23 protein-coding genes and 1 tRNA gene are annotated in these 26,447 nt (G+C 70.2%); 19 read left to right on the top strand and 5 right to left on the bottom strand.

The features are described from left to right. Positions 1 to 27: 27 nt before the first annotated feature. The 9 genes from ACR9Y5_RS14840 to msuE all read left to right on the top strand — a co-directional run bounded on the left by ACR9Y5_RS14840 (position 28) and on the right by msuE (position 9,603). On the top strand, positions 28 to 1,266 hold the full coding sequence (locus tag ACR9Y5_RS14840; protein ID WP_481298663.1) for a sensor histidine kinase: 1,239 nt from the start codon (positions 28 to 30) through the stop codon (positions 1,264 to 1,266). After that, positions 1,263 to 2,498, top strand: a complete 1,236-nt coding sequence (locus tag ACR9Y5_RS14835; protein WP_481298662.1) for a hypothetical protein — start codon at positions 1,263 to 1,265, stop codon at positions 2,496 to 2,498. The genes ACR9Y5_RS14840 and ACR9Y5_RS14835 overlap by 4 nt, the downstream gene beginning before the upstream one ends. After that, positions 2,495 to 3,193, top strand: coding sequence for a response regulator transcription factor (locus ACR9Y5_RS14830; protein ID WP_481298661.1), 699 nt, complete (start codon positions 2,495 to 2,497; stop codon positions 3,191 to 3,193). Before ACR9Y5_RS14835 ends, ACR9Y5_RS14830 begins: the two co-directional genes overlap by 4 nt. A 47-nt stretch (positions 3,194 to 3,240) precedes the next feature. Continuing rightward, positions 3,241 to 3,915 carry a thymidine kinase gene (locus ACR9Y5_RS14825; RefSeq protein WP_481298660.1) on the top strand — a complete coding sequence of 225 codons (675 nt, stop codon included), beginning with the start codon at positions 3,241 to 3,243 and terminating at the stop codon, positions 3,913 to 3,915. Positions 3,916 to 3,951: 36 nt separating this feature from the next. Then, positions 3,952 to 5,259 carry a UDP-glucose dehydrogenase family protein gene (locus ACR9Y5_RS14820; RefSeq protein ID WP_481298659.1) on the top strand — a complete coding sequence of 436 codons (1,308 nt, stop codon included), beginning with the start codon at positions 3,952 to 3,954 and terminating at the stop codon, positions 5,257 to 5,259. A gap of 64 nt (positions 5,260 to 5,323) precedes the next feature. Continuing rightward, positions 5,324 to 7,198 carry a DUF4012 domain-containing protein gene (locus tag ACR9Y5_RS14815; protein ID WP_481298658.1) on the top strand — a complete coding sequence of 625 codons (1,875 nt, stop codon included), beginning with the start codon at positions 5,324 to 5,326 and terminating at the stop codon, positions 7,196 to 7,198. 51 nt (positions 7,199 to 7,249) lie between these two features. Continuing rightward, positions 7,250 to 7,819, top strand: a complete 570-nt coding sequence (locus tag ACR9Y5_RS14810; protein ID WP_481298657.1) for a hypothetical protein — start codon at positions 7,250 to 7,252, stop codon at positions 7,817 to 7,819. A gap of 88 nt (positions 7,820 to 7,907) precedes the next feature. Next, positions 7,908 to 8,924, top strand: a complete 1,017-nt coding sequence (locus tag ACR9Y5_RS14805) for an LLM class flavin-dependent oxidoreductase (RefSeq protein ID WP_481298656.1) — start codon at positions 7,908 to 7,910, stop codon at positions 8,922 to 8,924. An 85-nt stretch (positions 8,925 to 9,009) separates the two neighbouring features. Further along, the gene (gene msuE / locus ACR9Y5_RS14800; protein WP_481298655.1) at positions 9,010 to 9,603 is read left to right on the top strand and encodes an FMN reductase; all 594 of its coding nucleotides are present in this window, start codon (positions 9,010 to 9,012) and stop codon (positions 9,601 to 9,603) included. Between the two features lie 229 nt (positions 9,604 to 9,832). Here msuE and ACR9Y5_RS14795 read toward each other — a convergent pair. The 3 genes from ACR9Y5_RS14795 to ACR9Y5_RS14785 all read right to left on the bottom strand — a co-directional run bounded on the left by ACR9Y5_RS14795 (position 9,833) and on the right by ACR9Y5_RS14785 (position 13,524). Beyond that, positions 9,833 to 9,906, bottom strand: a tRNA-Pro gene (locus ACR9Y5_RS14795). A 73-nt stretch (positions 9,907 to 9,979) separates the two neighbouring features. Further along, complete coding sequence (locus ACR9Y5_RS14790; protein WP_481298654.1) at positions 9,980 to 10,963, bottom strand: metallophosphoesterase; 984 nt, start codon at positions 10,961 to 10,963, stop codon at positions 9,980 to 9,982. After that, positions 10,963 to 13,524: a transglycosylase domain-containing protein gene (locus ACR9Y5_RS14785; RefSeq protein ID WP_481298653.1), complete on the bottom strand. Its 2,562-nt coding sequence runs from the start codon at positions 13,522 to 13,524 to the stop codon at positions 10,963 to 10,965. Before ACR9Y5_RS14785 ends, ACR9Y5_RS14790 begins: the two co-directional genes overlap by 1 nt. 52 nt (positions 13,525 to 13,576) lie before the next feature. Here ACR9Y5_RS14785 and sp36 point away from each other — a divergent pair, with 52 nt between their 5' ends. Both sp36 and ACR9Y5_RS14775 read left to right on the top strand, forming a co-directional pair. After that, complete coding sequence (gene sp36, locus ACR9Y5_RS14780) at positions 13,577 to 13,744, top strand: Sp36 family protein (protein ID WP_310134432.1); 168 nt, start codon at positions 13,577 to 13,579, stop codon at positions 13,742 to 13,744. Continuing rightward, on the top strand, positions 13,744 to 14,214 hold the full coding sequence (locus ACR9Y5_RS14775; protein ID WP_481298652.1) for a RidA family protein: 471 nt from the start codon (positions 13,744 to 13,746) through the stop codon (positions 14,212 to 14,214). Before sp36 ends, ACR9Y5_RS14775 begins: the two co-directional genes overlap by 1 nt. A gap of 64 nt (positions 14,215 to 14,278) precedes the next feature. Here the strand turns inward: ACR9Y5_RS14775 and acs are convergent, their stop codons facing one another. After that, positions 14,279 to 16,228, bottom strand: coding sequence for an acetate--CoA ligase (gene acs, locus ACR9Y5_RS14770; protein WP_481298651.1), 1,950 nt, complete (start codon positions 16,226 to 16,228; stop codon positions 14,279 to 14,281). A gap of 531 nt (positions 16,229 to 16,759) precedes the next feature. Here acs and ACR9Y5_RS14765 point away from each other — a divergent pair. The 4 genes from ACR9Y5_RS14765 to ACR9Y5_RS14750 all read left to right on the top strand — a co-directional run bounded on the left by ACR9Y5_RS14765 (position 16,760) and on the right by ACR9Y5_RS14750 (position 19,571). Further along, entirely contained in the window at positions 16,760 to 17,656 is an 897-nt protein-coding gene (locus ACR9Y5_RS14765; protein WP_481298650.1) for a TadA family conjugal transfer-associated ATPase, read from the top strand. Further along, on the top strand, positions 17,653 to 18,615 hold the full coding sequence (locus ACR9Y5_RS14760) for a type II secretion system F family protein (RefSeq protein ID WP_481298649.1): 963 nt from the start codon (positions 17,653 to 17,655) through the stop codon (positions 18,613 to 18,615). Before ACR9Y5_RS14765 ends, ACR9Y5_RS14760 begins: the two co-directional genes overlap by 4 nt. A gap of 98 nt (positions 18,616 to 18,713) precedes the next feature. Continuing rightward, positions 18,714 to 18,923 carry a DUF4244 domain-containing protein gene (locus ACR9Y5_RS14755; protein ID WP_481298648.1) on the top strand — a complete coding sequence of 70 codons (210 nt, stop codon included), beginning with the start codon at positions 18,714 to 18,716 and terminating at the stop codon, positions 18,921 to 18,923. A 282-nt stretch (positions 18,924 to 19,205) separates the two neighbouring features. Further along, positions 19,206 to 19,571 (top strand): Rv3654c family TadE-like protein, encoded by a 366-nt coding sequence (locus ACR9Y5_RS14750; protein WP_481298647.1) that lies wholly within the window; start codon positions 19,206 to 19,208, stop codon positions 19,569 to 19,571. 36 nt (positions 19,572 to 19,607) lie between these two features. Here ACR9Y5_RS14750 and ACR9Y5_RS14745 read toward each other — a convergent pair whose 3' ends face one another. Then, positions 19,608 to 19,853 carry a hypothetical protein gene (locus tag ACR9Y5_RS14745; protein ID WP_481298646.1) on the bottom strand — a complete coding sequence of 82 codons (246 nt, stop codon included), beginning with the start codon at positions 19,851 to 19,853 and terminating at the stop codon, positions 19,608 to 19,610. Positions 19,854 to 20,122: 269 nt separating this feature from the next. Here ACR9Y5_RS14745 and topA point away from each other — a divergent pair, with 269 nt between their 5' ends. Genes topA through ACR9Y5_RS14725 form a run of 4 tightly spaced genes read left to right on the top strand, consistent with a single transcriptional unit; the run spans position 20,123 to position 26,413 of the window. After that, complete coding sequence (gene topA, locus ACR9Y5_RS14740) at positions 20,123 to 22,960, top strand: type I DNA topoisomerase (protein ID WP_481298645.1); 2,838 nt, start codon at positions 20,123 to 20,125, stop codon at positions 22,958 to 22,960. Next, on the top strand, positions 22,957 to 23,577 hold the full coding sequence (gene tmk, locus ACR9Y5_RS14735; protein ID WP_481298644.1) for a dTMP kinase: 621 nt from the start codon (positions 22,957 to 22,959) through the stop codon (positions 23,575 to 23,577). Before topA ends, tmk begins: the two co-directional genes overlap by 4 nt. A 59-nt stretch (positions 23,578 to 23,636) precedes the next feature. Next, a complete protein-coding gene (locus tag ACR9Y5_RS14730; protein ID WP_481298643.1) occupies positions 23,637 to 24,830 on the top strand; it encodes a DNA polymerase III subunit delta' in 1,194 nt (397 codons plus the stop codon). After that, positions 24,827 to 26,413 carry an alpha/beta hydrolase gene (locus tag ACR9Y5_RS14725; protein WP_481298642.1) on the top strand — a complete coding sequence of 529 codons (1,587 nt, stop codon included), beginning with the start codon at positions 24,827 to 24,829 and terminating at the stop codon, positions 26,411 to 26,413. The genes ACR9Y5_RS14730 and ACR9Y5_RS14725 overlap by 4 nt, the downstream gene beginning before the upstream one ends. Positions 26,414 to 26,447: the final 34 nt, after the last annotated feature.

Here is a 26,447-nt window from a genome sequence, read left to right as displayed (position 1 = left end):
GCGCTCGGATCCGGAAGGGCGGGACTCATGTCGCTCGGTCTGCCCAGCCATCTGGCACGACCGGCGAACTCGCGCGCCCTCGCCACGGCTGCCCGCTGGGCCGGCCTCGTCTGCCTCGCCGCGGCGGCGGTGAACGTCGCCACCACCCTGGTCGGCTCCTCCCGCCCGTCCTCGTGGATCACCCTGCTCGTGCTCGTGCCGATGGCGGGGCTGCTCCTGCTGCTGGCCCGCGGGCGCACCACCGCGCTGACCATCGCGTACCTGCTCGTCGGCGCGACCTGCACCTACCTCTACGTCGTCACCCTGTTCACCAGCACGCCCGGCTATCGCGACACCAACCTCTTCGTGGTCGCCCTCCCTGTCGTGGCCATGACGCTCGTGGGGGGAACGGGGACGGGGGCACTCGCGGGCATCCTCTGGGCGACTCTCGGGTTCGCGCTCGCCGAGGCGGCCGTGATCCTCGGAGCGGCGACGACGGACCGCAGCTACGTCCCCGACGCGACCTCACTGGGCGCCTACCTGTTGCTCGTCGGTGTGCTCGCCTACGACGGATTGACGCGCGGCACGCGGTCGCGCGCGCAGACGGCACTGCACCGTGCGGTGCGCGATGCCCGGCTGGTCGACCTGCGGCGCGAGATCCTGGCGGAAGCGACGGCCGATCTCCACGACACCGTGCTCAGCGAACTGATCGCTGTGGCCCGGGCTCAGCCCGGCGCCCTCGACGGTCGCCTCGCCCGCCGCATCGAGACGGACCTGCGCGGGCTCGGCAGCCGCGTGTCGGGTGCGGAGCCGGGAGTCGGGGCCGGGCCGTCCGGCACCGAGCCCGGCGCGACCGCATCGGCGGCAGCACACGACGACGACCCCTGGTACGACAGCGAGCTCCATCGCGCGATCGAGGACGCCCGCGACGAGGGCCTCACCGTCGACATCTCGGGCGACCGCGGATCGTTGGCGCGGCTCGACGAGGACGTCCGGCGGGCGGTGGGTCTCGCCGTCCGGCAGTGCCTGGTGAACGTGGTCCGTCACTCGGGCAGCCCGACGGCGGAGGTCGCGCTCTCGGCCGGGTCCGGCTCGCTGTCGGTCATGGTGGTGGACGGCGGCAGCGGCTTCCCGGTGACGGGACCCGCCGCCGACCGGCTCGGCCTCCGCCAGTCGGTGCACGACCGGATCGCGCGTGTCGGCGGGACCGTCGACATCTATTCGACGACGGACGTGGGAACGACGGTGATCCTGACGGTCCCGGCCGCGGAGGGCCGCGCCGGATGACCGCCCTCAGCACCCGCACGATCGTCGGAGCGCGCTCGGTGGTCCTGGAACGGACCCCGCAGCGGCTCGACCCGCTCGGTGCGCAGTCCGCCTGGCTCCTCGTGCCCCTCCTCGGCACTGTGGCGATCGTCTACGCGGTGTTCTCCACCATCGGCCACGCGCGCCAGATCCACGACGCGGCTCTGGCGGTGCTCGCCCTCGTCGTGCTTCTGATCGCCGTGGTCGTGGTCTCCATCCGCTCGCATCCGGCGTTCGCGCCGTTCGGCCGGTGGTCCCACTTCTGCGTCATCGCGACCGCAGTGACTGCGGCGTGCCTGTTCACGGCGTCGGTGTGGGGACGCAACGAGCGCATCCAGGACGACTGGGGGCAGATCGCCGTGGCCTTGATCCTCGTGGTGATGCCGCTCTACCGGCCGGTCGGCGAAGTGGCCGGCTCGGCGATCGTGGCGGCTCTGGTTCTGGGGGGATTGGCGGCGGCGCAGGACTCGCCGGCCATTGCGAACTCCCCGCTGGTGTATGCCACCGTCGCGGCGGCGCCCATCCTGGCCCTGGCCGCCGGCGGCGCCGGTTACGCGTGGACGCTGACCGGCGAGACACTGAGGTGGCGCGAGGTGGCGCGTGACGGCCAGGCCCGGCTCGAGGGTGAGCTGCGGCAGGCGGCCGAGCGGATGGTCGCGCAGGAGCGCATGACATCGCTCAACGCCGAGGCGGTCCCGTTCCTCACCGGGCTGGTCCTGCGCGGCACCGTGACGCCGGAGGATGCGCAGACGGCCAGAGCGATCGCTGAACGGCTGCGCGCCGACGCCGTGCGGGCGGTGGCGAGCCCGTGGCTCGCGGACACGATCGACCTGGCGCTCGGATCGCGCCTGGCAGCTGCGGGACCCGTCGCGGGCGGCACGCATCGGGTGGACGACCCGGATCGCCTGGAGCGGGTGCTGACCTCCGACCAGCGGGCGATCGTCGGCGCGCTGCTCGCCACCGTCGCCGCCTTCCCGGAACTCGAACCGGCATCCCTCAGCATCACCGCCCGCGACCCCGAGCATCCCGTCTTCGTCCTGCGCGCCCGCGTCGACGGTCCGCGGGGCGAGCTCCGCCGCGACCTCCTGCCGTTCGTCAGCTCGCTCAACGCGGTCATGATGCACGCCACGATGCGCGTCCGCAACGGCGAGGTGGTCGTCCGGTTCGCATATCCGGAGGCCGGGTTCCCCTACTCTGAAGGGAGACGCCGATGACATCCGCATACCACGACCCCACCGCGACCGGAGGCTCCCCGGGCCACGCCGAGCCGCCGATCCGCCTCGCCGTGCTCGACGACCACGAGATCCTGCTGGACAGCCTGGCCACGTGGATCGAGCGCAACGCACCCGAGTTCGATCTCGTCGTCCGTGCCGCCAGCTGGCTCGAACTCGTCCACAGCGACGCGTTCCCCACTGATGTCGTCATCATGGATCTGCAGCTCAAGGAGTCCGTGTCCATCGGGGCGCGCGTGCGCACGTGCCGTGCAGCGGGGGCGAAAGTGGTCGTGCTGAGCGCCGTGGACACTCCGGAGGACAGGGATGCCGCCCTCGCCGCCGGGGCCGTCGCCTACATCACCAAGTCCCAGCCGATGGCGGAGCTGGTCGCGGCCGCTCTGACCGCCGCCGGACGCGGTGCCGGCCGGGCGGAGTCCTCGCCGCCCGCATGGCGGCCGAAGCCGCTCATCCCCGAGTCGGCCCGGCCGCGGCTGAGCGACGGAGAGCGGCAGGCCCTCGTGCTCTACGCCGACGGCAGGACCACGTCCGAGGTCGCCCATGCGATGAACGTCCAGTACGAGACCGCCAAGACCTACCTCCGCCGCGTCCGCGAGAAGTACGGCAAGGCCGGCCGTCCCACCAGCTCGCGCGCCGACTTGATCCGGCGCGCGGCCGAGGACGGCTACCTCACCTGACGTGGCGTCGCCGCGAATGCATGCCACCTGCCGCATAGGATCGATGCGTGGCAAAACTGTATTTCCGCTACGGCGCGATGAACAGCGGCAAGAGCACGGCCATGCTCCAGGCCGCCTACAACTATGAGGAGCGCGGCCACCGCGTCCTCCTCACGAAGCCGTCCATCGACACCAGGGGCGACCTCGGCATCCTGTCCCGGCTCGGCGTGACCCGGGAGGTGGACTTCCTCATCACCCCCGAGACGGACGTCTACGGCGCGTTCCAGCGGCACCGCGAGCGCACCGTCAAGCGCTTCGGCACGGACGTGAGCGCCCTGCTGGTCGATGAGGCCCAGTTCCTGACCGAGGCGCAGGTCGACGATCTGCTGCGCATCGCGCTGCTCGACGACGTCCCTGTGCTCGCGTACGGCATCCGCACCGACTTCCAGACCGTGGCCTTCCCCGGGAGCCGCCGCCTGCTGGAGGTGGCGCACAGCCTGGAGGAGCTCAAGACGATCTGCCGCTGCGGCCGCAAGGCGATCTTCAACGCACGCAAGATCGACGGAGTCTTCGTCTTCGACGGCGACCAGGTCGCCATCGACGGCGCATCGGTCTCCTACGAGTCGCTGTGCGGCAACTGCTACCTTCAGGAAAGCCGCGGCGTGCTCAACAACGGCCGCCGGCACTGGCCCGTGGATGCGACGCCCGCATATGTGGACGAACCGGACCCGGACTTCACCTAGGCGCCCTCCACCCTCCACCCGAAGGAACCGGACACCATGAGAATCTCCGTGATCGGCTGCGGCTACCTCGGGGCCGTTCATGCGGCCGCGATGGCTCACCTCGGCCACGACGTGGTCGGCATCGACGTCGACGAGGCCAAGATCGCCGCACTCGCTGCGGGCCGCGCTCCGTTCTTCGAGCCGGGCCTGCCCGAGGTGCTCCAGGAGGGCACCGCGTCGGGCCGCCTGCGCTTCACCACCGACTTCGCCGCGGCCCAGGAGGCGGACATCCACTTCGTCGCCGTGGGGACGCCGCAGGTCGCCGATGGCGACGCCGCGGACATGCGCTTCGTGGACGCCGCGTTCGCATCGCTGCTCGATCAGGTCAAGGACGGCGACCTGATCGTCGGCAAGAGCACCGTGCCCGTCGGCACGGCCGCCCGGCTGGCCGCATCCGTGGCCGCGAAGCAGCCGGGCGCGACGCTCGCCTGGAACCCGGAGTTCCTGCGCGAGGGGTTCGCCGTGAAGGACACCGTCAGTCCCGACCGCCTGGTCTACGGCGTTCCGGAGGGCGAGCGAGGTGAGCGCGCCGCGCGCCTCCTCGACGAGGTGTACGCATCGGCCGTCGCGGCCGCCACCCCGGTGATCGTCACCGACTACGCGACGGCGGAGCTGGTCAAGGTGTCCGCCAACGCCTTCCTGGCCACCAAGATCTCCTTCATCAACGCCATGGCCGAGATCGCCGAGGTCACGGGCGCCGACGTGACGAAGCTCGCGGACGCCATCGGGCACGACGTGCGCATCGGCCGCCGGTTCCTGAACGCGGGCGTCGGCTTCGGCGGCGGGTGCCTGCCGAAGGACATCCGCGCATTCAGTGCGCGGGCACGTGAGCTGGGGCGCGGCGAGGCCGTGCGGTTCCTCGACGAGGTGGACAAGATCAACCTGCGGCGACGCGCCCGCGTCGTCGATCTGGTGCGCGAGCTGTCCGGCGGACTCGAAGGCGTGCGCGTCGGCGTGCTCGGTCTCGCGTTCAAGCCGCACTCGGACGACATCCGCGACTCTCCGGCGCTCGAGATCGCCATGCGGCTCGCCGACGCCGGCGCGGTCGTGACGGCCACGGACCCGCAGGCGGTGGAGAACGCGCGGCGTCGCGCTCCGCAGCTGGTCTTCGCGGATTCGGCGGAGCAGGCGGTCCGGGATGCGGATGTCGTCGTGCTGATCACCGAGTGGCCGGAGTTCACCGGTCTGGACCCCGAAGCGCTCGGTCAGCTGGTCGCCCGGCGGGTCGTCATCGACGGCCGGAACTCGCTGGATCCCGAGAGCTGGCGTGCCGCCGGATGGACGTACCGGGGGCTCGGCCGCTGAGGCCGAGGGAGTGACGCCCCATTTGGGGGGCGCCAAAAAAGTGAGGATTTGTTAGATTTGTCGCATGGCGACAGGTCTGACCGTGCCCGACGCACCGCCGCGTATCGACTCCGCAGAGCCGACGCGTGCTCGGCGACCCCGGCTGACCCATCCGGTGGGCACCACGGTGCTGGTCGTCCTCGGTGTCGTCCTGGTGTTCGCGATCGTGTGGATCGGCGTCCGCGGCTTCCTCGCCCAGCGCGCACTCACCGACGCCGTACCCGCAGCCGAGAGCGTCAAGGCCGCCGTCGGGTCGGGCGATGTCGCCGAAGCGGCGCGCGCCGCCTCTGCTCTGGAGGCGCACACCCGGCAGGCCGCTGCGCTCACTTCCGATCCGATCTGGCTCACCGCCGAAGGCGTTCCCTGGGTGGGGCCCAACCTGGCCGCGATCCGCACCGCCGCCGAGGCGTCCGACACCGTCGCCGCGCGGGTCGTCGCCCCCCTGGTCAGAGCGGGCGGCGCCGTGGACCTGCGCGCGCTCGCCATCAAGAACGGCCACGTCGATCTCGCCCCCATCATCGCCTCCCAGCCGGCCGTGTCGAAGGCGGGAATCGCCTTCGACAGTGCGCGCGCCAGTGTCGCCTCCATCGATACGGGGGCGCTGGCCAGCCCGGTGGCCGCAGGCATCGACCGGCTCCACGCCGTGCTCGAGAAGGCCGCGCCGGACATCGAGGGCATCGGCAACGCTGTGCGGCTGCTGCCGTCGATGCTCGGCGCAGCCGGACCGCGCGACTACCTGCTGGTCGCCCAGAATCCCGCCGAGCTGCGGTCCACAGGCGGGCTGATCGGTGCGGTCGCGTTGATCCACGCCGACGACGGCGCGGTGACGCTCGGGCGCCAGTCCGCGGGGACCGCGATCGGTCCGTGGCCGACGCCGGTGGCGGACGTCCCGCTCAGCACGCAGGGGCTGTTCGGACCTCTCGTCGGCCGGTACCTGCAGGATGCCAACCTCACGCCGGACTTCCCGCTGGCTGCGGAGACGGCGTCGCGGATGTGGACCACCACGTACGGCGGGACCGTGGACGGCGTCGTAGCCGTCGATCCGGTGGTGCTGAGCGGCCTCTTGAAGGCGACCGGTCCGGTGCGGCTGGAATCGGGTGACCGGCTCACCTCGTCGAACGCCGTGAAGCTGCTGCTGAGCGATGTGTACCGGCGCTACCCCGAGCCTGAGCAGCAGGACGCCTTCTTCGCCTCGGCCGCGAGCGCCGTGTATTCCCGGCTCTCCGCCGGCGGTGTGAATTCCAAGAAGCTCGTCTCCGCGCTGGCTGCCGCAGGCGAATCGCATCGCGTGCTGATCTGGAGCGCGCACGGCAGCGACCAGAAGGTGCTGGCGGACACGACTCTCGCAGGAGCGCTGCCCTCGTCGGATCTGTCCTCGGCCGGAGTCGGCGTCTACTTCAACGACGCGACCGGATCGAAGATGGACTACTACCTCAGGACGTCGGTGGCAGCCGGCTCTGCGGTGTGCCGCGCCGACGGGAAGCCGTCGACCGTCGTCACGGTCACCCTGACCAACAAGGCTCCGGCCGACGCCGGAAAGTCGCTCCCGAAGTATGTGACCGGTGGCGGGACGTATGGGGTGACGCCCGGCAACATCCGGACCCGCGTCGCCGTGTATGGGCCCGCTGGAGGCTTCCTCGCGGCGACGCAGAGCGACGGCAAGAACTATGCGACGGTCGCCGGCGTCGACAAGGAACGGCCGGTGAGCCTCTTCACCGTGGAACTGGCCCCGGGGGAGTCCCGCGCGGTGACGGTGCAGTTCTTGAACGCCGGGCAGACCGCCCCCAACCTCACGGTCGTGACGACGCCGACCCTGCCGGGCGATGGCACGACCCCCGATGTGGGGGCACAGAACACCGTCGCGCCCATTGTCGTTCGGTGCTCCACGGTCGTAAAGTGAGTATTACTCAACTCCCGACGTGAGCCGGGGCCCCAACCGAAAGGGCGGCCGATGTTCAAGAAGATACTGGCGGCTATCGCTGTGACCGCGGGGCTGCTGGTAGCGGCACCGGCGGCTGCGAATGCCGTCGACTACACCAACGGTGCACAGTGCTCCTTCGACGTCAGCGTCGTCGAGTCCGGTGGCTCCGCCACCCTCATCTGCATCCCGGGCACCTGGTCGCCGGGCGAGGCGATCAACTGGACCGTCACCGGCCAGAACGGCGCCTCCTTCAAGCTGGCCTCGTTCGCCACCGCGGACAGCAGCCTCAGCTTCGTCAAGCACGCCAACGCGGACGGCAGCGACGTGCTGTCGGTGACGCTCCCCGCGAGCGCTTCCGGCACGTACACCGTGGTCGGACACGGTCAGACAAGCGGGCACGAATGCCCCGCCACCCTGACCGTCCTGCCTGCCGACCAGGCGAGCACCGTGATCGACCCCGGCAGCAGCAGCGGCGGCCTCGCCCACACCGGTTCGGTCGTCGCGACCTGGGCTGCCTGGATGGGCGGCTCGCTGGTGATCCTCGGCCTGATCGCGCTCGCCCTCGTGGCCTGGATCCGCAAGGTGAAGACCACGTCCTGACCCCCTATCGCCCCCTGCGCCGATTCCCGGCCGGACCCACTGAGGACCGGCCGGGAATCGGCGTGTACGGGGGCGCGTTACGGTCAGGGTGAGCGCCACCAGCATCCCCCTCAACGTCCTCGATCTCGCCAGCCGTCCCGCGGGCGGCACCAACGCCGACGCCGTCGCCGGCACCGTGAGACTGGCGCAGACGGCCGAGCGCCTCGGCTATGAGCGATTCTGGGTCGCCGAGCACCACGGGATGCCGGCCATCGCCTCCAGTGCGCCGGCCGTGCTGATCGCGGGCGTGGCGGCAGCGACCGAGCGCATCCGCGTCGGCAGCGGCGGCGTCATGCTCCCCAACCATGCACCGCTCGTCGTGGCCGAGCAGTTCGGCACGCTTCGAGCGCTCTACGGCGACCGGATCGACCTCGGAATCGGCCGTGCCCCCGGCACCGACGGGGCCACGGCGATGGCCCTCCGGCGGAGCCCGGAGGGACTCGGCGTTGACGACTTCCCTCAGCAGCTCCTCGACCTCTTCGGCTTCTTCTACGGGGGGATGAGCGACGCCAACCCCCTGCACGGGATCACCGCGGTTCCCGGGCTGGGGGACGCGCCGCAGGTGTGGCTGCTCGGCTCCAGCGGCTTCAGCGCCCAGGTCGCCGCGGCGCTCGGCCTGCCGTTCGCCTTCGCCCACCACTTCGCCGGTGAGAACACCGAGGCGGCGCTCGACCTGTACCGGTCGCGGTTCGAGCCCAGCGACATCCTCACCGAGCCGCACACCATGATCGCCGTCAACGTGGTCTCCGACGACGACCCCCAGACCGTACGGGCGCAGTCGCTCCCAGGCCAGCTCTCCTTCCTCCGCATGCGGCGCGGGCTCAAACCCGAGCCGGTGAGCATCGAGGAGGCGCTGGCGCACGAATTCACGCCGCTCGAAGAGGAGTTCATCGCCTCCCGCACCGCGCGCCAGGCGGTCGGCACGCCCGACGAGGTCAAGGCGCGGCTGGATTCGCTTCTCGCCTCCACGCAGACCGACGAGCTCATGGTGTCGTCCGGCGCCGCGACAGTGGAGGGACGCATCCGCTCGCTGGAGATCGTGCGGGAGCTGTACCCCGCCGCATGACGGACCGTGACGGCCCCCCGCGCGGTGGCCGTCGCCGCGAGGTACCGTTGGGCCTCAACCCGGACCCGAGGCAAAGGCGGTACCCATGTCGCGCACACTCACCGTGGTCGGAGTGAGCGGAAGCCCCACCCACCCGTCGCGCACCACCGTGCTCGTGGACGACGTCGCCCGCTCGTACGCGGAGGCGGCAGGCGGGGTCTCCCGCACCATCCAGCTCGCTCCGCTGCTCCCGGAACTCGGGGCCGGGCCGTTCCGCAACAGCCTCAGCCCCATCGTCACCGAGGCGCTGGAGGCCGTGGAGGGTGCGGACATCCTCGTCGTCGGCTCGCCGGCCTACCGGGCCACCTACACCGGGCTGTTCAAGCTGTTCTTCGACCACATCGGGCAATACGCCCTCATCGACAAGCCGGTGGTGCTGACGGCGACGGGCGGCAGCGACCGGCACGCGCTGCTCGTCGAGCACCAGATGCGGCCCCTGTTCGGTTTCTTCCAGTCGCTCACCGTCCCACTCGGCATCTACGCCAGCGAGAACGACTTCGCGGATTACGAGATCCGCTCCGAAGACCTCCGTGCGCGGATCGACACCGCGGTGGCGCGGACGTTGCCGTTGATCCGGGCGAACATCGACCCGCAGGCACGACTGGCCGTGCGGGAGTTCGCGCGGCCGGATGCGTTTTAGAGGGGGCGCGTCCAGGTTCGGAAGGTGCCGGGACGACCAGCTGGGCTTCTCCACTGAAGCTTCGGGGTGCGCCCCACGCGCTACCCCAGGCGCCGCTCCGCGCTTCGCGCGGGGCGTCGCCTGGGGCCCCTCGCGCGCGGGGACCCCAGTAGTCGCCGCGAGCGATCATGACAAAGGGCCCCGCCTTGCTCGCTTCGCGAGCTTGGCGGGGCCCTTTGTCATGACCGCGTCGGGGTGACAGGATTTGAACCTGCGGCCTCTTCGTCCCGAACGAAGCGCGCTACCAAGCTGCGCCACACCCCGGTGGCCCGAAGGCCTCATCCAGGATACACGAGCGGGGCGGTGCTCATGACCACGGGCCCCGCCCGCACACAGGCTACGGCGCGGCGGTGAGAGTGATCAGCGTCGCTTCCGGACGGCACGCGAAACGCACGGGCGCGTAGATCGAGGTGCCGAGTCCCGCCGAGACGTTGAGGTAGGCGGAGCGGAAGGCGTGACGCCACACGCTCAGTCCCTTGACCTGCGACCGGGGGATGTCGCAGTTCGTGACCAGCGCGCCGAAGCCGGGAACGCAGACCTGCCCGCCGTGCGTGTGCCCGGCGAAGATCATGGCGGCGCCGTACGTCACGAACGCGTCGAGGACACGGCGGTAGGGCGAGTGCGTCACGCCGATCGTGACCGCCTGACGCTCCGAGCGGGGGCCCTCGTCCGGCCACGTGTTGTCGTCGGAGAACGGATCGTTCTCACGCAACTCGTCGAGCGCGCCGGGGATGGCCTCCACGCGGTCGTACCGGATGTGCGGGTCGTTCACACCGAAGAACTCGAGGTGCGTGCCGCGCACCTCCATCGCGGCGGCGCGGTTGTCGAGGTCGACCCAGCCCAGATCGCGGAAGAACGCCGTCAGCGCCGGCGTGTCCAGCCGGGCCGCCGTCGGCGACTTCCGCTTCGACGACGGGCCGAGGAAGTACTTGAGCGGGTTCTTCGCCTGGGGGCCGAAGTAGTCGTTGGAGCCGTGCACGAACACTCCGGGGATGCCCTGGAAGCCCGCGTACGCCGTTCGCACGCCTTCCAGCGCGTCGGCGTGACCGAGCACGTCGCCGGTCTCGACGATCAGGTCGGGCTTCAGCTGGGCGAGCGAGCGGATCCACTCCTGCTTGTCGCGCTGCCACGGCGCCATGTGCAGGTCGGAGAGATGGAGCACCCGGATGGGCTGCGCCCCAGCCGGCAGCACCGGCACGCTGACCTCGCGGAGCACGTACGCGCGGCGCTCGATGAGGGATCCGTAGGCCAACGCCGCGGCGCCCGCCCCGGCCAGAAGGCCGAGGGCGGACGCCGCGGGACGCAGAGCTCGGCGCGCCACTAGCCGCCGGCGCCCGGAGTCGGCGGCGTGCTCGGGCCGGCCGCGGCGAGGGCCAGCGTGACCGCGGTGCCCGGCTTCGCGGGCGTCCCGGCAGCCGGGTCCTGGGCCTGGACGATGCCGTTGGGGTTGTTCCCACCCGCGCTCTTCGCGGTGAAACCGGCCGCTTGGAGAGCCACGGCGGCATCGGAGAACTTCTGCCCGACGACGTTCGGCACCGCGACGAGGCTGCCGTTGCTGGTGAAGAGCGTGATGACGCTGCCCTTGCCCACCTGCGACCCGGCGGGCGGGTTGGTCGATGCGACGGTCCCGGCCGGGGCGGCCGAATCCTGCGGTCCGCCGTCGGCCGAGTCGAGACCCAGGCCGGTCAGGATGGACTTCGCCTCGTCGGGCGTCTTGCCGGTGAGGTCGGGGACCGCCACCTGGATGCCCTGCGTCAGCTTGCTCGGCGGGGTGGGGAAGTCGTCCCCGCCGTACTTGTCGACCGCCGCCTTCATCATGGTGCGCATCACGGCCACGCGCGCGCTGGCGGGGGAGGTGCCGTGCGTCGGGTAGACCTTGCGGAAATCGACGTGACCCTGGATGTTGCCCACCCAGTACGCGCCGGCGACCTTGGTGGTCGCCGCGACGAGCCACAGCTGGTCGTTGTACTCGGTGGTGCCGGTCTTGCCCAGCATGTCCTTGCCGGTCGTGTTCATGCCCGAGGCGGTTCCGCCGCCCTGCAGCGGGCCCTTCAGCGCCTTCGCCATGGTGTTCGCCACAGCCGGGTCGACGGACTGGGTGCAGGTGCTCGCCGGGGGCTTCACGTCCTTGCCGCTCGCATCCACGATCTTGTCGATCACGATCGGCGTGCAGGTCATGCCGTTGTTCGCGATGCCCGCGAAGGCGGTCGCCATGGTGAGCGGGGCGATGTAGTTCGTGCCGAGCACAGCCGACGGGTTGGTGTCCAGCGGCTCGCCCTTGGCGGTGTGGACCCCGAACGCTTCGGCGTCCTTCTTGATCTCGCACAGGTCCAGCTGGCTGGCCATCGAGATGAAGGCCGTGTTGATGGAGAGGGTCGTGGCGCTCTGCGCGTTGCGGATGCCCGTCTCACCCGGCGAGTCGTTCTGCGGCGTGTAGGTGCCGCTCCACCCGCCGGTGCAGGAGTCCTTGAACGACCGGTAGGTGCGGATGTTCGCGTTCACCGACTCGTTGAGGGCGTGCCCCTGCTTGAGCCACTCGGCGAGGGTGAACACCTTGTAGGTCGAGCCGACCTGGAAGCCGCCGGAGCCGCCGTACTTCTGATCGGTGGCCAGGTTGACCGAGGAGTAGTCCGTGCTGGTGTTCAGCACATCCGGGTCCTGGCTGTACTTCTTGTTCTGCGCCATGTACAGCACGCGCCCGGTGCCCGGCTGGACGCCGGTGAGCACGCCGCCGATGTCCGCTCGCGAGTACGACGGGGGCACGTAGGAGGCGATGGTCGACTCCGCGACCTGCTGCAGCTGCAGGTCGAGGCTGGTGTAGATCTTGTAGCCGCCGCGGTTGAAGTTGGATGCGCGGGTGTCCTCGTCGGCGCCGAAGGTGGGGTCGTTCAGGATGGTCTTCTGGACGTAGTCGCAGAAGTAGGCGGAACCGCCGGCCGTCTGGCATCCGCGCACCGACGGGGTGATCACCGGCTGGATCGGGGTCTTGACCGCTTCCTCGTACTGCGCCTTCGTCAGCCGCTTGTACTGGTACATCTTGCCCAGGATGTAGTCGCGGCGGTCCTTGTTCTTCGCGTACCCGTTCGCGGCGCCGTTGGTCTTCGACTCCGGGTCGTCGATCTTCAAGCTGGTCGGCTCGTTCACGATCGCCACCAGGCTGGCCGCCTGCGCGGGAGTGAGGGCTGCGGCGGTCGTGTTGTAGTAGTACCTCGCGGCGGCCTCGATGCCGTAGACCGTTCCGCCGAAACCGGCGATGTTCAGGTAGCCGACCAGGATCTGGTCCTTGGTGTACTTCTTCTCGATCCCGATCGCGTACTTCATCTCCTTGACCTTGCGGTCCGGGGAGACACCGGTGGAATCGGTGACGCACTCCTGGTACTTGGTCTTCTGCTCCTTGGTCTTGACGGGGAGCGCCTCGCACTTCTGCAGCAGCACGTTCTTCACATACTGCTGGGTGATCGAGGAACCGCCCTGGACGCCGCCACCGGCGACCGTGGAGAGCACACCGCGCACGGTGCCCTGGATGTCGACACCGCCGTGACTGTAGAAGCGCGGGTCCTCACCCGCGATCGCCGCATCCTTCGCAGCCTGCGAGATCTGGTTGAAGCCCACCGGAAGGCGGTTCTGGGAGTAGAAGGTCGCCAGCGGCACATCCTGATCGCCGTTCTTGGCGTAGATGGTGGTCGGCTGGGCGAGCTGGTCGACGTTGAGGTATTCGGGGAGCCCCTCGAACACGCCGATACTGTTGTTCGCGGCCATCCCCGTGACCGCGATCGCGGGCGTGACGGCGGCGGTGACCAGAAGACCGGCCACGACGCTCATGCCGATGAAGGCACCGGCGGCACCGAGCACACCTCTAGCCTGTGGTTTTTGCGCAGACATAGGATCAGGCTAGGTGATGAACCTGCGAAAACCCCACAACACGAGGAGCACGATGCCGCGCTGGGAGTACCTGACCACCCCGCTGATGATCCACAACACCGCCGCGATCCTGAACAACTGGGGGTCCGAGGGATGGGAGCTGGTGCAGGTGGTGACCGGTCCGGAGGGCGGCCTCGTCGCCTACCTGAAGCGTCCTCTGCAGGGTGAGGAGCAGGCCTGATGGCAGACGTGGAAGCGCGCCTCGCGCAACTCGGGATCGAGCTCCCCGCCGTCGTGCCGCCGGTCGCCGCGTACACGCCGGCCGTGCTCGACGGGCAGTACGTCTACACGTCCGGCCAGCTGCCGATGGTGGCCGGAGCGCTGCCCGCGACCGGCAAGGTCGGCGACGGCCACGGGCTCGTCCCCGCCGCGGACGCCAAGGAGTACGCGCGCACGTGCGCGCTCAACGCGCTCGCCGCCGCGAAGAGCGTGCTCGGCTCGCTCGACCGGGTGCGCCGCGTGGTCAAGGTCGTCGGCTTCGTAGCCTCCGACCCCGCCTTCACCGGTCAGCCCGGTGTCGTCAACGGGGCGTCGGAGGTGCTCGGCGAGATCTTCGGCGACGCGGGTGTCCACGCACGCTCCGCGGTGGGAGTCGCGGTTCTGCCGCTGGACTCGCCGGTCGAGGTGGAGCTCATCCTCGCCGTCGACTGACCCCGGTCCGGATGCACGAAGGGGCGGTGCCGCACGGCACCGCCCCTTCGTCGTGCGGCCGGATTCAGGACAGCTTGGCCTGGATCGAGCTCATCACCGCGGTGTCCGCCAGCGTCGTCGTGTCGCCGACCTCGCGGCCCTCGGCCACGTCGCGCAACAGGCGCCGCATGATCTTGCCCGACCGGGTCTTCGGAAGCTCCGAAACGATGAAGATGTCGCGGGGCCGAGCGATGGCGCCGATCTGCTCGGCGACATGCTTGCGCAGCTCGGCCGCCACATCCAGAGCCTCGGCCTGCTCGAGCTGGTTCTGCTTGATGATGACGAACGCGACGACGGCCTGACCGGTGGTCTCGTCGGCGGCGCCGACCACGGCGGCCTCCGCCGTGAACGGATGCGCCACCAGGGCCGACTCGATCTCCGCGGTCGAGAGGCGGTGACCGGACACGTTCATGACATCGTCGACGCGGCCCAGGAGCCAGATGTCGCCGTCCTTGTCGTACCGCGCGCCGTCGCCGGCGAAGTACTTGTCGCCGAACTTCGACCAGTACGTCTCCCGGAAGCGGTCGGGGTCGCCCCAGATGCCGCGGAGCATGCTCGGCCAGGGCTCCGTGACGACCAGCAGGCCGCCCTGGTCCTTGCCGACAGGCGTGCCCGTCTCGTCGAGGATGTCGACGGAGATGCCGGGGAGCGGCACCTGCGCGCTTCCGGGCTTCAGCGTGGTGACCCCGGGGAGCGCCGAGATCATGATCGCGCCCGTCTCCGTCTGCCACCATGTGTCGACGATCGGGGTCGCGTCGCCGCCGATGACCTCCCGGTACCACATCCACGCCTGGGGGTTGATCGGTTCGCCGACCGATCCGAGCACGCGCAGGCTGCTCAGGTCGAAATTCTGCGGGTGCTGGCGCCCCAGCTTCATGAACGAGCGGATGGCCGTGGGCGCGGTGTAGAAGATGGAGACGCCGTACTTCTCGATCAGCTCCCACCACCGGCCCGGGTGCGGCGTATCGGGGGTCCCCTCGTACATCACCTGGGTGGCGCCGTTCGCGAGAGGTCCGTACACGACGTAGGTGTGCCCGGTGATCCAGCCCACGTCGGCGCTGCACCAGTACACATCCGACTCGGGATGCAGGTCGAAGACGTTCTTGTGCGTGAACGCCGCCTGCGTGAGGTAGCCGCCGGAAGTGTGCAGGATGCCCTTGGGCTTGCCCGTGGTGCCGGAGGTGTACAGGATGAACAAAGGCTGCTCGGCCGGGAACGCCTTCGCCACGTGGTCGGCGTCGACCAGCGCGAGCTCGTCGTGCCACCAGAGGTCGCGGCCCTCGGTCCACGCCACCTCGTTCTCGCCGCGCTTCACGACGAGCACGTGCTCGACGGTGCTCGCGTCGCCGGTGAGCGCCGCATCCACCGCATCCTTCAAGGGGAAGACACGGCCCTTGCGCCAGCCGCCGTCCGCCGTGATGACCAGCTTCGCCTCGGCGTCGTCGATGCGCGACCGTAGGCTCTCGGCGCTGAAGCCGCCGAAGACGACGGAGTGGATGGCACCGATGCGCGCGACCGCGAGCATCGCCACGACGGCCTCGGGGATCATCGGGAGGTAGATCGCGACGCGATCGCCGGCGCGGATGCCGAGGCTGGTCAGCAGGTTGGCTGCCTTCTTCACCTCCGCGGTGAGCTCGGCGTAGGTGATGGTGCGGGTGTCGCCCGGTTCGCCCTCCCAGTGGATCGCGACCCGATCGCCGTTGCCCGCGAGCACGTGCCGGTCGAGGCAGTTGAAGGCCACATTGAGCTCGCCGTCGCCGAACCATTTGGCGAACGGGGGCTCGCTCCAGTCGAGGGTGCGCGTGAACGGGGTGTGCCAGTGGAGGAGCTCGCGCGACTGGTCCGCCCAGAAGCCGAGGCGGTCTTCGGCGGCGCGCTCGTAGAGGCCGGCATCGGCGATCGCCTGCGCGGCGAACTCCTCGGTCGGCGGGAATCGGCGGGCTTCGTGGAGCAGGTTGTCGATGGTGTTGCTCATGGGGAGGCTCTTCGCTCCTTTGCGATGCGGTCGAAACGGTCGTGGCGCGACAATGCCTGACTCTACAACCTGGCGGGGAGGCGCCTGCAGGAGACTTGCGTTTGCATCGATTCTGCGTAAACTGGTGCCCGGCCGAATGTAAATTCGTGCGTGCGGCGCAATCGATTCCCCCCAATCCTGCGCCGCAGTGGCCGCACCTGTTCCCCCCAATAGGTGCGGCCCCCCCTTTTAACCGCCGTTTTGAACCGCCGTGCGCACTCCGGTTGTTCGTCCACCGATCGGCTCCGGACGCTGTTGTCCACGGATCGGACGGATTGCGGTGGCAGGAGCGGTCCGGTTGCCTAACGTCGAGTCATGACGACTGACGCATTCTCTCGGGCCGAGGCGATCTCTCGGGCCGGGGCATCTCCTCGGGCCGGGGCATCTCCTCGGGCCGGGGCATCTCCTCGGGTCGAGGCATCCCCGACCGAGAGCGAGCCGGGGCTCTGGCGCACGTTCGGCCCGCTCGCTCCGTACCTCCTCCGCCCCGGAGTGAGCGATCTGTTCGTCCTGGGCGACGGGGAGCTCTGGAGCGACGGCCCACCCCACGGCCTCCGGCGCGAGCAGGGCTGGCGTACCGACCGGGCCGGCGCTCGCGAGCTCGCGGTACGGCTGGTCGCCGCCGGGGGCCGGCATCTCGACGAAGCCTCGCCCTTCGTCGATGTCCGGCTCCGCGGTGGGGTGCGCGTTCACGCCGTCCTGCCTCCGGTGTCGACGGGCGGAGCGCTGTTGTCGATCCGCATCCCGGCCCGTCATCAGCCGACGCTGACCGACCTGGTGGAAGCCGGCACGCTGTCGCAAAACGACGGCGCTCTGCTCCTGCGTGCGGTCGAGGCCCGCATCAACCTGCTCATCACGGGAGCCGGGGGAGCGGGCAAGACCACGCTGCTGGCCGCGCTGCTGGCGAACGCCCCGCCGACCGAGCGCATCGTGGTGATCGAGGATGTCGCCGAGCTCCGCATCCCGCATCCGCATGTCGTCGGTCTGGAGACGCGGCAGCCGAATCTCGAGGGCGTCGGCGGGGTCGACCTGCGACGACTGGTGCGGGAAGCCCTGCGGATGCGCCCCGATCGGCTGGTGCTCGGCGAATGCCGAGGCGAGGAGGTGCGCGACCTGCTCGGCGCCCTGAACACCGGTCACGACGGGGGTGCGGGCACGTTGCACGCCAACTCACTGGAGGACGTACCGGCGCGGTTGGAGGCGCTGGGGGCACTGGCCGGACTGGGCGACCGGGCACTGGCGCGGCAGGCGGTCAGCGCGATCGGACTGGTCGTGCACCTGGAACGCGCCGAGGGGACGCGGCGGCTCGCGGGCTTCGGGCGCCTCGGCACGGATGCCGATGGCCGGTTGGTCATCGAGCGGACGCCGCGGGACGGGAGGTCCGCGTGACGCGGCGCGAGGCGCCGCCGCGGCAGGAGGCGCCCGCGCGGCGCGGGGCCATATCGCGGAGCGAGAGGCCGGGCCGGCACGCGGACGCGGTCGCGGCGGTCGTCGAGGCGGTCGCGGTCCTGCTCGACGCGGGGCTGTCGCCGCGGACAGCGTGGGAGGCGGTGGCCGAGCAGGGCGGGCATCCCGTCGCGGCCGCGGTGGCGTCGACGCTCGAGACCGACCCGTCGTGTGCGCGGGCGCTCGCTCGCGCAGCCACGTCGGACGACCTTCGGGTCGTCGCCGCCGCCTGGCGCGTGGCGGAGGACGCCGGTGCTCCGCTGGGCCATGTGCTGAGAGTGGTCGCCGAGTCGATGCGAGAGGTCGCCGAGGCCGAACGCGAGGCGGAGGTCGCACTCAGCGGTCCCCGGGCGACCGCGCGGCTGATGTCCTGGCTGCCTGCGGGTGGGGCGATGCTCGCCGTCGCGCTCGGAACCGATCTCGCTGCAGCGGTCGCCAACGGTCCCGGTGCATCCGTGCTCGCCGCCGGGGCAGCGCTCATGCTGCTGGGCCGCTGGTGGATGCGTCGGCTCGTCCGTCGCGCGCTGCGTCGGGGGCCGATGCCCGGCCTGGCCGAGGAACTCGTCGCGGTCGGGCTCTCCGGCGGGTCGTCGGTCCATGCATCGTTCGGCGCCGCTCAGCGGGCGGCACGAGCCGCGGGGTTGTCCTGGGGCGACGACGGTCCCGTTCTCCGCATCCTTCGGCTGGCGGAATCCGCTGGAGCCCCCGCGGTCGAGCTCTTGACCGCTTCGGCTCGGCAGCGACGGCGGACGGCCCGCGCTGACGGGCGGCGCGCCGCTGCCGCGCTCGGTGTGCGGCTGATGCTGCCGCTCGGCGTGTGCGTGCTCCCCAGCTTCCTCCTGCTGGCGGTCGTCCCTCTGCTGCTCTCGCTGGTCTCCTCCACAACGGCGGTGCTCCAGTGAACTCTCCACAGATCGGCGAGAGCCCGGCCGCCGGGCGCGATGCGGTCCAAGGATGGGAACACGAGGGATTCAGGGGATCCACGAGAAAGGAGCGTCCCATGGTCAGACATTCCATCGGCGTATTCACGTCAGCACTCGCGCGGCTACGACGACGCCTTGCGGGCGACCGCGGCGCGGCGACGGCAGAGTACGCGATCACGATCCTGGCGGCCGTCGGATTCGCCGGTGTGCTGGTCGCGCTGCTCAAGGGCGACGAGGTGAAGGCGATCCTGTCGGATCTGGTGCATCATGCGCTCGCCGGAGGGTGAGCGGGGAAGCGTCACGGCGGAGTTCGTTGTCGCCCTGCCGGCGGTGATCGTGTGCCTCGCGTTGTGCCTCGGCGCGGTGTTCGGCGGCGCCCGCTACGCAGCGCTCGCGGGCACTGCGGCGGCTGCCGCGCGGCTCGCGGGCCGCGGCGACGATCCCGGCGCCGTCGGGGCGGAGGGGACCGGTCGATCGATCGACCAGGAAGGAGAAATGGTATGCGTGACCCTGAGCGATTCGGCCGACACTGTGCTGGCCAGGCTCGGCTTGCGGCTCGTGGCGCGCGCATGCGCTCTCGACGAGTCCATCGGATCGGCGGGTCCGAGCGCGGCTCCGGCAGCATTCTGGCGATCGGGACCGTCGCCGCCCTGCTGACCGTCGCGGTGGGGGCGCTCACCGTGGTGGGCGCTGCGTCCGCTCACGCACGAGCCGCGGCGGCTGCCGATCTGGCGGCGCTCGTCGCGGCGGACGCCGTGTCCGGTCGGACACCGGGTATCCCGTGCGAGAAGGCGGCCGACGTCGCGCGGGCGAACGGCTCGGCGGTCGCGTCCTGTGCTCAATCGGGGGCGACCGTGACCGTGACCGTCGTCAGCCCGTGGCTCGGTGGGGACGCGACAGCGTCCGCCCGGGCCGGACCGGGCCCGAGTGGATGATCCGGCGTCCGCGCGCTGGATGCGACCGATCGTCGCTCAGTCGAAGACCGTCTCGAGGTAGCGGTACGAGACGGCGGTCGGCTGCGAGCCCCGACCGTCGTCGGAGGCGAACTCCACCTCGGCCCCGGAGGCGCGGACATAGAGGTAGTGCTTCGAGCCGGCAGGCGCCGAGATCTCGAGGCGTGGACGGGCGTCGCCGGAGTCCAGGAAACCGGTGGAGATCGTCTTCCCCTCCAAGGGGCCGTCGATCAGTTTGGCGGTGTACATCGTCGTCGTTGACATACCGTCATTGTCCTCCCGAGGAGGGCGGTGGCAAAGGTCGCCGACGACGCCACGCGGCGGTCCCTGGACCGATCGCACTCCTGCGCCCAGGGCGAACGCCGTGGGACTGATTAGGCGGACAAGCGGCGAAGGTGTGTATGGTTTGCCTGTCGGACGACCGGCCCCGCACGGGGACAGCGTCGCCGCGGGGGAGCTCGCAACGCCGGTCCGGTCATGGACGACACAGACAGCTGTGGACGACACAGCGTGTGCATATTAAGAGGAGTCAGGTGCCTGACACGAAGAAACTCGTCATCGTCGAGTCTCCGAACAAGGTGAAGTCGATCGCCCAGTATCTCGGCGACGGCTACGAGGTCATGGCCTCGGTCGGGCACATCCGCGACCTCATCGAGCCCAAGAACCTGCCCCCGGAGCTCAAAAAGGGCTCGCTGGGCAAGTTCTCGGTCGACGTCGAGAACGAGTTCGAGCCCTACTACGTCGTCTCCGATCAGAAGAAGAAGACGGTCGCCGACCTCAAGCGCGCCCTCAAGAACGCCGACGAGCTCCTGCTCGCGACGGATGAGGACCGCGAAGGCGAAGCCATCGCGTGGCACCTGGTCGAGGTGCTGAAGCCGAAGGTGCCGGTCAAGCGGATGGTCTTCCACGAGATCACCCGCGAGGCGATCGAGCAGGCGCGCGACAACACCCGCGAGATCGACACCGCCCTGGTCGACGCCCAGGAGACCCGGCGCATCCTCGACCGCCTGTACGGATACGAGGTCTCGCCGGTGCTGTGGCGGAAGGTCGGTCCGGGGCTCTCGGCCGGCCGTGTGCAGTCGGCCGCCACCCGCCTCGTCGTCGATCGCGAGCGCGAGCGGCTCGCCTTCGTGCCCGCGTCCTACTGGGGCCTCACGGCTCAGCTCGCGCCCGAGGGCGCCACCGCCTTCGACGCGCGACTTGCGCGGCTCGATGGGGCCCGGGTGGCCACGGGCCGCGATTTCGACGATCACGGTCGGCTCACCTCCGAGGCGCGGACCCTCGATGAGGCGTCCGCCACGACTCTGGCCGACGCGATCCGACAGACGAGCACGCACGTCCAGGTCTCCAAGATCGACTCCAAGCCGTACTCCCGCCGGCCGGCTGCGCCGTTCACCACGTCCACGCTGCAGCAGGAAGCCGCCCGCAAGCTGCGGTTCTCCGCCCGGCAGACGATGAGCGTCGCGCAGTCGCTGTACGAGAACGGCTACATCACCTATATGCGCACCGACTCCGCCTCGCTCTCGCAGCAGGCGACGAACGCGGCGCGCTCGCAGGCGGCGAAGCTCTACGGTCCCGAGACCGTCCCGGACAAGCCGCGCACCTACGCGTCGAAGAGCAAGAACGCTCAGGAGGCCCACGAGGCGATCCGTCCATCGGGCGAGACCTTCCGTACGCCGGCCGAGCTGGAGCGCTCGCTGCGCGGTCCCGAGCTGCGGCTCTACGACCTGATCTGGAAGCGGACCGTGGCCTCGCAGATGGCCGACGCGAAGGGGCAGACGGCCTCCGTGACCGTCGAGGCACGCATCACGGAGGGCCCGCTCGACGGGACCGTCGCAGAGTTCACCGCGAGCGGCACCGTCATCACCTTCCGCGGCTTCCTCAACGCCTACGAGGAGAGCAAGGACGAGGAGCGCAACAGCTCCGACGCCGCCGAGGCGAAGCTTCCGCCGCTGACCGAGAAGCAGCCGCTCACCGTCCAGGATGTCGCGGCAGACGGCCACGAGACCACGCCTCCGCCGCGGTACACCGAGGCCAGTCTGGTCAAGACGCTCGAAGAGCTCGGCATCGGCCGGCCGTCGACGTTCGCCAGCATCATCTCGACCATCATCGACCGCGGGTACGTCACGCAGCGCGGGCAGGCGCTGGTCCCGAGCTGGGTGGCGTTCTCCGTCGTCCGCCTGCTGGAGGACGACTTCGGCGACCTGGTGCAGTACGACTTCACCGCCGAGATGGAGGACGACCTCGACCGCATCGCCGACGGCGAGGCGGAGCGAGTCGACTGGCTCAACAGCTTCTACTTCGGCAGCGGCAAGCACAAGGGACTCCGCCGGGTCATCGACAACCTCGGCGAGATCGACGCACGCAGCATCAACTCGATCGCGATCGACGACGGAGTGACACTCCGGATCGGCAAGTACGGTCCGTACCTGGAGGTCGCGGACGACACGGCGGGGCCGGACGGTGCCCCTCGGCGGGTCAACATCCCACCGGAGCTCGCGCCCGACGAACTCACGCCCGCGAAGGCGCATGAGCTCATCGAGGCGCCCGTGCAGACCGACCGGGTGCTCGGCACCAACCCGGACAACGGCAAGCTGGTGCTGGCCAAGGACGGCCGATTCGGTCCCTACGTCACCGAAGCCGAACCCGAGGAAGAGGGAGCCGTCGACCCGAACACGGGCGAAGTGGCGGAGCCGGCCAAGAAGACCAAGAAGGCCGCAGCGGCGAAGCCGCGCACCGCATCCCTGTTCAAGTCGATGGACCTGGCGACCATCGACCTCGACACCGCGCTGAAGCTGCTCGACCTCCCGCGGGTGGTCGGGCTGGACCCGGAGTCCGGTGACGAGATCCAGGCGCAGAACGGGCGCTACGGGCCCTACCTGAAGAAGGGGACCGACACCCGCTCGCTGCCGAGCGAGGATGACATCTTCGACGTCGACCTTCCCGGCGCGCTCGAGCTCTTCGCCCAGCCGAAGTACGGCAACCGCCGAGCCTCGAGCGCCCTGAAGGAGTTCGACGCCGACCCGGTCAGCGGCAAGCCCATCCGCATCAAGGACGGTCGCTTCGGCGCCTACGTCACCGACGGTGAGACGAACGCGACCATTCCGCGGGGCGAGACGGTCGACGAGGTCGACTTCGACCGGGCCGTCCAGCTGCTCGCCGACAAGCGTGCGAAGGGTCCGGCCAAGAAACCGGCGCGGAAGACCGCGGCCAAGACGACCGCGGCCAAGACGACCGCGGCCAAGACGACCGCGGCCAAGACCACCACCGCGAAGAAGACCACAGGCGCGAAGACGACGGCCGCCAAGACGACTACGACGCGTGCCTCGGCCGCGAAGAAGCCGGCCGCAGCGAAGAAGTCGGCCGAGTGAGCGGCGGCCTCTTCATCACACTCGAGGGCGGGGACGGCGTGGGGAAGTCCACCCAGGCCGCCCTCCTCGAGGAGTGGCTGACCGGTCGTGGCCGCACCGTCGTCCGCACGCGCGAACCGGGCGGGACGGATGCGGGCGTCGAGATCCGCGAGATCGTCCTCCACCACCGCGGCGACATCGCCCCGCGCGCCGAAGCCCTGCTGTACGCCGCCGACCGGGCGCACCATGTCGCCACGGTGGTCCGCCCCGCCCTCGCGCGCGGGGAGATCGTGCTGCAGGACCGCTACATCGACTCGTCCGTCGCGTACCAGGGCGCAGGCCGCGTGCTCGACGCGGGGGAGATCCGCGACCTCTCCCTGTGGGCCGCCGAGGGCCTGCTGCCGGATCTCACCATCCTGCTCGATCTCGACGAGCAGACGGCGCGCGGGCGGCTCGACACCGCCCGCACCCGATACGACCGGCTCGAGGCGGAGCGCTCCGAGTTCCACGCGCGCGTGCGCGCGGCCTTCCTCCGGCTGGCCCAGGAGGAGCCCGAGCGGTTCCTCGTCGTCGATGCCGCACGTCCCGTCGACGAGATCGCGACGGAGATCCGCGAGCGCCTCGCCGACCGGGTCTGACCGGGCGACAGACGGCAGGACGGTGCGAGCGTGTCCCCGGTGACGGTTAGCCTGGACGCATGACGGTGTGGGACGAGCTCACGGGGCAGGACGAGGCCATCGAGGTCGTCCGCGCCGCCGCGGAAGGCTCCGCCGCGCCCACGTCCACCGGATCGGCGACGGGCCGCGGCATGACCCACTCGTGGCTGATCACCGGTCCACCCGGGTCCGGGCGCTCCAACCTGGCCTACGCGTTCGCGACCGCCCTGCTCAGCCCCGGCACCCCGGAAGGCGACCTCGCCACCCGGCGCCAGGTCGAGGCGCGCACGCACCCGGATCTCGCCGTCCTCAGCACCGAACGCGTCATCATCTCGATCGACGAGGTGCGTTCGCTGGTGGCCAGCTCGCAGTTCGCGCCCTCGGTAGGCCGATACCGGGTCATGGTCATCGAGGACGCCGACCGCATGACCGAGCGCACCTCCAACGTCCTGCTGAAAGCACTCGAAGAGCCGCCGGACCGGACCGTATGGATCCTGTGCGCACCCAGCGACGCCGACCTGCTCCCCACGATCCGCTCGCGCGTCCGCACCGTGCGGCTTCGAGTGCCCAGCGTCGGCGACGTCGCCGAGCTCATCCGCCGGCGCGACGGCGTCGACGCCGAGACCGCCGAACGTGCCGCGCGCCACGCGCAGAGCCACATCGGGATGGCGCACCGCCTCGCCACGCACGAGGAGGCCCGCCGGCGCCGGGAGCAGACCCTGCAGCTCGCACTCGGCATCCGCTCGGTCTCCGACGCCGTGCAGGCTGCGGCCACTCTGCTGGAGATCGCGGGCGCCGACGCCAAGGCGATCACGGAGGAGCGCGACGCGGAGGAACGCGAGCATGCGCTCCGCTCCCTCGGAATCGAGCCAGGAGGGACCATCCCTCCCGCGCTCCGCGGGCAGCTGCGCCAGCTCGAGGAGGACCAGAAGCGCCGCGCCACCCGCAGCCTGCGGGACGGCATCGACCGCATCCTCGTCGACCTGCTCTCGCTCTACCGCGACGTGATGATGCTCCAGCTCGGCAGCGGCAGCGAACTGGTCAACCAGGAGCTGCGGACCGAGGTGGACGCTCTCAGCACCCACACGACTCCGGCCGCTACGCTCGCCGCGATGGATGCCGTCGCCACCGCCCGGGAGCGGATCGACGGCAATGTCGCCCCGGCCCTCGCGCTCGAGGCCATGCTGACCACGATCCTGCGCGGCGCGAACGCGCGAAAGGGGAGCGACCTGTGATCACCCGCACCCGACGGCCGGGGGCCACCCGGCCGGGCGCACGCGGCGTGCGCGACCGTCGTGCAGTCCGCACCGTCGCCGTGGCCGTCGCGGCCATCGTCGCCCTCACGTTGACCGGATGCGTGACGTGGTTCCTGCCGTCGAAGGCTCCGGCCACCTCGACGCCGGCGCCCGATACGGTCCCGGCGGCACTCCAGCCGTATTACACGCAGGTGCTGCACTGGACCGCGTGCGACAGCGGCAAGCAGTGCACCACGGTGAAGGCTCCGCTCGACTGGAACGACCCGGGCGCCGGCAAGATCCAACTCGCTCTCATCCGCCAACCGGCCAAGGGCAAAAAGCAAGGGTCGCTCCTCACGAACCCCGGCGGTCCCGGCGCCTCCGGCTTCGACTTCGTGAAGGATTCGGTCGACTACGTCGCCGACGCCACCCTGCAGGAGCACTTCGACATCGTCGGTTTCGACCCGCGGGGCGTCGGACGGTCGACCGCGGTCAAGTGCTACGACGCGAAGCAGATGGACCAGTACCTCTACGGCATCACGCCGGGGGTCCGTGGATCGGACCAGTGGATCGCCGAGAACACGACCGTCGCCAAGGACTTCGGCGAGGCGTGCCAGAAGAACACCGGTGCTGCGCTGCCGAAGGTCGACACGGTGAGCGCCGCGCGCGATCTCGACCTCCTGCGCGCCACGCTCGGCGACACGAAGCTCAACTACCTCGGCTACTCCTACGGCACCTACCTGGGCGCCGTCTACGCGGGGCTGTACCCGGGCAAGACGGGCCGGCTGGTGCTCGACGGGGCGCTCGACCCGGCGGCCACGAACTTCGAGGTCACCGAGGTGCAGGCCGAGGGCTTCGAGAGTGCGCTGCGCGCCTACCTGAAGAACTGCCTCACGCAGAAGGGCTGCCCGTTCACGGGGACCGTCGACGACGCGATGTCCACCGTCGCTCAGCTGCTCGCCGCGGTGGAGAAGAGCCCCATCCAGAACTCCGACGGGCGCGAGCTCGGTGCGAACACCCTGGTGACCGCGATCATCACGCCGCTGTACGACGCGACGGCGTGGTCCTACCTGGACAAGCTGTTCGAATCAGTGATGAAGGGGAGCGCATCGGTGGCGTTCACCCTGGCCGACACCTATAACAACCGGTCGGCGGACGGCACGTACGCGGACAACTCGACCGAGGCGTTCGTCGCGATCAACTGCCTCGACTACACCTACGACGCCGATCCCGCCCTGATGCGCCAGCAGGCGGCCGAACTGGCCAAGGCCGCCCCGGTCATCGGACCGTACATGGCGTACGGCGACATCGGGTGCGCGAACTGGCCGTACAAGGCCACCGGTCAGCGCGGCCCCATCTCGGCGGACGGCTCGGCGCCGATCCTCGTCGTCGGCACCACGAACGACCCGGCCACGCCGTACGTGTGGGCGAAGAACCTCGCCTCCGAACTGCAGAACGGTCATCTCCTCACCTACAAGGGCGAAGGGCACACGGCGTACAACAAGTCCAACTCGTGCGTGAACAACACCGTCGACGACTACCTCGTGAAGGGGACGATCCCCGAGACCGGGAAGACCTGCTGACGAGTGGTGCAATTTTGCAGAGAGTGAAATAATC

Source organism: Leifsonia sp. KNZ13-11D (assembly GCF_056754895.1).
The sequence above is the reverse complement of the archived record's forward strand: the minus strand, read 5'-3'. Positions and strand labels throughout refer to the sequence as shown.